Raw genomic sequence first — 5,456 nt, forward strand, 5'->3', positions numbered from 1 at the left:
ATCATAATCTTCTTTATGGTAATATATTAACCCTCTATTATTATAAGCAACTGTCAATTTATCATTTAATTTTATAGCTTCAGTAAAATCATTAAAAGCTTTATCATAATCTTCTTTATGGTAATATATTAATCCTCTATTACTATAAGCGAATGAAAATTCATCGTTTAATTCTATGGCTTTATCGAAATCATTAAAAGCTTTATCATATTTTTCTTTCCCCATTCTATAATAAACTAGCCCTCTATTATTATAAGCGGGATTAAAATTTTCATCCAATTCTATAGCTTTATTAAAATTATATAAGGCTTTATCATAATCTTCTATATTATAGTATACTAAACCTATATAATTAAAAGCAAGAACAAATTTATCATTTAATCTTATAGTTTTATTTAAATCTTTAAGAGCTTTATCGTATTTTATTTTATGATTAAATGCAATACCTCTATAGTAATAATACTTATAATAATCGTCTTTCAATTCTATGGCTTTATTAAAATTAATTATTGCACTGTTAAAATCTAACATAAAATTATAAGAAATCCCCCTACGATAGTATGCCTCGTCATATATTTTATTTAACTCTATAGCTTTAGTAAAATAATTTATAGCAACTTTATTTTTACCACAATGAGCATAAGCAATGCCTATACCACAATATATTTTAGATTTATCAAATCCTAATTTTTCCGCTTCATTAAAATCTTCCAAAGCCTCGTTAATAGAATATTCTTGAGCATAACAAATTCCACGCATATAATATGTTTCACTTAATTTTTCTTCACCGATTGAATTTGAAAATGTATCTATAAGTTGATTGAAATAATCTATTGCCTTGCTATAATTTTTATTATTATATGCTTTTAATCCAGCATCAAAATATTCTTCTTTTATCATAAAATATTTTCCTAATTAAATTAATATAACCTAAATTATATGTTATTTTTATAAAAAAATCAAATTTTATAGCCTACAGCCACTAAATGCCACTTATCCACAGTATTTATATCTATATCACAAAACCCGTTCCTATTCAAATAAAAATACATAAGCAGTTTATTATAGCCCGATTTTAATGCTTTATGCCAATACTTTAGAGTTTCATTAAATTCTGTGTAAGTCAAATGTTCAACTATATGCCTTGAATATATTTCGCCGACATTTTCACAATATTTTGATAATTCCCAAGCCTTGCAAATAATTTTAGCGGTTTTCGTCTTTCGTATATCGCAACCTATATAACCTTCTTTATAATCATCTCCGCAACCCATATAAATTTTATCGATAACTTTTTTAGAATTAAAAAACATAATCACTCCTTAATAACCTTCAAAATATAACCCATAAACTGCCCGTTATAATCCTTTATTGTATAAATAATTTAATTATTATTTGACAAATAAAATTATTCTGTTATAATATTATTATGAAGAATAAACCTTTTAATCCACTAAACGATTGTTTTGTTCGGTATTTCTTTACCGATGAAGGAGGTGAAAAAGTCCTTCTTGATTTTATCAATGCCGTTATGATTAGTGCGGACATGAAAACTTTTAAAGCCGTTGAAATATTGAACCCGTTTAATTTGAAGAGAAATTATAAAGATAAAGAGACAATAGTTGATGTAAAATGTATTACAAAAAATGGAACAGTTGTTATAATAGAAGTTCAGTTGTCGGGTAATTCTAGATTTTCCGAAAGAATATTATATTATTGGGCTACGAATTATAGTAAACTTTTAAAGAAAGGCGAACAGTATGAGGAATTAAATCCCGTTATAAGTATTAATTTGCTTAATTTTAATTTGAATAAAAAAGAAAACAATGTGCATAGCTGTTACATGATTTACGATACAAAAAATGCAAGATTATTAACAGACCACTTGCAAATACATATGATAGAATTAAAGAAATTTAAATTTAAAGATAATAACCTGCCAAAAGATTTAAATTGTTGGCTTGGATTTTTCACTACAAAAAATATGGAGGCTTATATGTCTGAAATAGTAAAAGAGAAACCAATAATGGAAGAAGCACATAAGAGATACAATAATTTTATAAGAAGCCAATTAATGATGTCTGAATACGAGAAGAAAGAAATCTATCAATATGGAAAACAAATAATGCTCGCGGAGGAAAGACGAATTGGTAGAAAAGAGGGAAGAAAAGAAGGAAAACTTGAAGGTATAAGAGATGAAAAATATTCAATAGCCAAAAATCTAAAAAAATCAGGTTTGGATATAAAATTCATAAGCGAAAACACTGGTTTACCTATTGACGAAATCAAAAAACTTTAATATTTAATTTATAATTTTTATCATATAACTATCCTAAATTTATTCCTAAAACCATCTCTCCACTTCCTAATCTGTATCCACCAAGCAACACTATTTATAATCTCATTAAAAACTGACGCCAAATTATTATATTTATCATTCAATTCTTTATATATATTTTCTAATTTATTATCAATATTCAGATTTCCAATATAATTATTAAACGACTCGTAAATTTGAAAATCATTATAATATTTTTCATTCCAATCATAGTTAATATTAAATAAATTACTTTGCGTTTCTTTCAAATAATTTTTTATTTCATTAAAATAATTAAGCATTAAATCTATAGTTTCGTCTAATGCATGTTCATATATTTTAGATTTATTTATATTGTTAATTATATCTCCCGAGTATTTTTGTGGCAGATATTTAAAATAATTAAATTTATTGGAATACAATATTACCATAGTTATAACTTTTCTTTTCATTAAAGTAGCCCAATATATTCCATGATAAGAATTTGTTATAATAATTTTTGAAGTTCTTATAAAATCTATGATTTCGTATATATTTTGAGAATTAGTTATTATATCGTATTCGTTATTTTCTATAATATAATCTTTGTGGCTAATAATTCCTATTTCTCTTTTTATATATTCTTTCATATTCAAATATGGTATCATACAACTTGCGCAGGGAACATGTCTAAAACCGCTTTCATGTTTATAATCTCTAATTGAGAGCATATTGACTTTATCAAAATCTATTTTTATATTAATATTTTGATTATAATGTTTGTTATGTCCTAAAGCCCAAAAGATAACATTTTTAGATTTATTTAGAATAGTATTTATATAATTATTCCATAAATCTTGGCAGTCTATCATACCGCCGCCGCCAAATATAACAGTATCGTCTTTATATATTTTTAAATATTGCCGTAATTTTTTTACGGAAAGGCTTGACTTTTTATCATAATAACCGATAATAATATAGTTTAATAATTTGGAGATTTCAATATGTTTAAATCAATTACGGTGGGTAATTTTAGGGCTTTTAGTGAAAAAGTTACTCTTGATTTTTCACAAGTTGGCAAATACGATTTTAATCCTGAAGCCATAAAAAATGGTCTTGTAAAAACTGCAATAATGTATGGTAAGAATGCTGGCGGTAAGTCATCAATTGCATATGCAATATTTGATATAGTTTCAAATTTGACAGATAAATTTATGGGCATATCTCATGATGAAAATTATAAAAATGAATTTAATATTGATAAGCCAGTTACATTTGAATATAATTTTAAGTTCAGAGATAAAGAAGTCAAATATATATATATGAGAAGTCGGATTTCAAGACATTTTTATCAGAATCATTATCAATAGATAGTAATATTGTAATTTATTATGATAGAAAAAAATCAGATACTAGTTTTGATGTGTCTTTAAAAGGAACAGAAAATTTGCAAAAGGATTTGAAACAACTTCAAATTTCAGCGGTTAAGTGGGTTAATAGTAATAGCGTTCTTGAAGAGACGAAAGAGAATGAAATTTTTAAAGAATTCATTAATTTTGTAGATAGAATGCTACTTTTTTGGTCGCTTGAATATAGGTCTTTTGTAGGATATGCTGCAGGTAGACAGACTCTTATTAAAGAGATTATAAAACTTGGACATTTTGAGGATTTTAAATCTTTTTTTAAAGAGGCGGGAATAGAGGATGAATTTGAATATCAGGTATTTAATGGGGAGCCTCAGCTTTTAGTAAAATATGGAGCAAAGAATAGTTTACAATTTGAAAGAGTAAGTTCATCTGGTATGAGTTCGCTTCTACTTGTATATTTTTGGTTGCAAGACTTACTCAATAATTCAAATAATGATAAAAGTCCATCTTTTATATGCATTGACGAATTTGATGCTTTTTATCATTTTGAACTTTCTCGTTTTATTATAGAAAAACTAAAAAAATGCAATTGTCAAGTTTTGCTTACTACGCATAATACAGCTCTACTAACAAACGATATTCTGCGTCCAGATTGCTATTACATATGTTCTAAGAAAAAAATTTTGAATGTAAACAATGCAACCGAAAAAGAGCTTAGACAAGGGCATAATCTTGAAAAGCTATATCGTGGGGGAACATTTGGATTATGATTTTATTTGTTTTTGAAGGTAAAAAAAGAGAACCTAATATAATGCAAATAATAAAAGAGCTATATTTTAAAAATAATAATAAACATGTTTTTGTCCCGTATTGTAGCAATATACAATCACTTTTTAATTAGTTAAATGAAGATAGAGCTTTGGATTTAGTAGGATTATTAAAAGAAAATGAAATAAAACATCCAAAACTTGAAAAAAAATTGGAAAACTATAAATCAGACGATTTTTCTGAGATATATCTCTTCTTTGATTATGACATAAAAAAAATCGATGAATATAATAAAGACAATTTAGAAACTCAAAATGAAAAAATAAAAGAAATGTTAGAATTTTTTAACAATGAAACAGCAAATGGTAAACTATATATAAATTACCCTATGGTTGAATCAATCAGGTATTTTAGAAAAGGATTACCAGATGAAGATTACTATACTTATACTACAAATTTATTTGTCGGAAGAAAGTTTAAAGAAGATACTAATAATTTTTCGCATTACAAAAATTTGGACTTTATCACAAGCAAAGATGAAAATCAACAATCAAATTGGAGACATATAATAAATCTAAATATTAAAAAAGCAAATTATATTTGTTCGGGATTAAATGAATTACCATCTGAAAAAAACTCTATAAACCAGCAAGCGATTTTTGAAAATCAGCTATCAAAATATGTTTACTCTAAAAATGAAATATCAATTTTAAACAGCTTTCCGTTATTTTTATATGAATATTTTCCTATCGATTATTTTAATTAAAAAAGATATTTCCGATGCATATTTATTGAAACTATTTTACAACCCGCTAATCTCCCACATTCCCATGTATTTATCTAGCGCTGGGGCTTGATTATCTTCTTTAATAATTAAAATAGGTTTGGGAAAATTAAAAGGCGGTTTTTCTAAATTCAAATATTGTCAGTAGCCTAAAATTTATAATTTTCCCCCTATTGCCTCAATAAACACATCCTTAATTTTTTTATTAAAATCTGTATGTTTTTCAATTATATTATTATTA

Annotated in this window: 7 protein-coding genes; 4 read left to right on the top strand and 3 right to left on the bottom strand. The window is 25.5% G+C overall.

Annotated features, from left to right (window positions below; all coding sequences use genetic code 11):
• Together ACR0QS_RS10520 and ACR0QS_RS10525 are read right to left on the bottom strand one after the other, a co-directional pair.
• Nucleotides 1–900: tetratricopeptide repeat protein (locus ACR0QS_RS10520; protein ID WP_432633402.1), on the bottom strand; the 900-nt coding region annotated here is incomplete at its 3' end.
• 59 nt (nucleotides 901–959) lie between these two features.
• On the bottom strand, nucleotides 960–1,313 hold the full coding sequence (locus ACR0QS_RS10525) for a hypothetical protein (RefSeq protein ID WP_432633403.1): 354 nt from the start codon (nucleotides 1,311–1,313) through the stop codon (nucleotides 960–962).
• Nucleotides 1,314–1,429: 116 nt separating this feature from the next.
• On the opposite strand from ACR0QS_RS10525, the gene ACR0QS_RS10530 reads away from it, so the two are divergent.
• Nucleotides 1,430–2,299 (top strand): Rpn family recombination-promoting nuclease/putative transposase, encoded by an 870-nt coding sequence (locus tag ACR0QS_RS10530; RefSeq protein WP_432633404.1) that lies wholly within the window; start codon nucleotides 1,430–1,432, stop codon nucleotides 2,297–2,299.
• Between the two features lie 20 nt (nucleotides 2,300–2,319).
• Here the strand turns inward: ACR0QS_RS10530 and ACR0QS_RS10535 are convergent, their stop codons facing one another.
• The gene (locus tag ACR0QS_RS10535; protein ID WP_432633408.1) at nucleotides 2,320–3,300 is read right to left on the bottom strand and encodes a polysaccharide pyruvyl transferase family protein; all 981 of its coding nucleotides are present in this window, start codon (nucleotides 3,298–3,300) and stop codon (nucleotides 2,320–2,322) included.
• Between ACR0QS_RS10535 and ACR0QS_RS10540 the strand changes: the two genes are divergently transcribed.
• The 3 genes from ACR0QS_RS10540 to ACR0QS_RS10550 all read left to right on the top strand — a co-directional run bounded on the left by ACR0QS_RS10540 (nucleotide 3,301) and on the right by ACR0QS_RS10550 (nucleotide 5,197).
• Nucleotides 3,301–3,666: an AAA family ATPase gene (locus tag ACR0QS_RS10540; RefSeq protein WP_432633405.1), complete on the top strand. Its 366-nt coding sequence runs from the start codon at nucleotides 3,301–3,303 to the stop codon at nucleotides 3,664–3,666.
• 53 nt (nucleotides 3,667–3,719) lie between these two features.
• The gene (locus ACR0QS_RS10545) at nucleotides 3,720–4,433 is read left to right on the top strand and encodes an AAA family ATPase (RefSeq protein ID WP_432633406.1); all 714 of its coding nucleotides are present in this window, start codon (nucleotides 3,720–3,722) and stop codon (nucleotides 4,431–4,433) included.
• A 149-nt stretch (nucleotides 4,434–4,582) separates the two neighbouring features.
• The gene (locus tag ACR0QS_RS10550; protein ID WP_432633407.1) at nucleotides 4,583–5,197 is read left to right on the top strand and encodes a hypothetical protein; all 615 of its coding nucleotides are present in this window, start codon (nucleotides 4,583–4,585) and stop codon (nucleotides 5,195–5,197) included.
• The last annotated feature ends 259 nt before the right edge of the window (nucleotides 5,198–5,456 follow it).

This window comes from Brachyspira sp., from assembly GCF_050873525.1.
GTDB lineage: Bacteria > Spirochaetota > Brachyspiria > Brachyspirales > Brachyspiraceae > Brachyspira.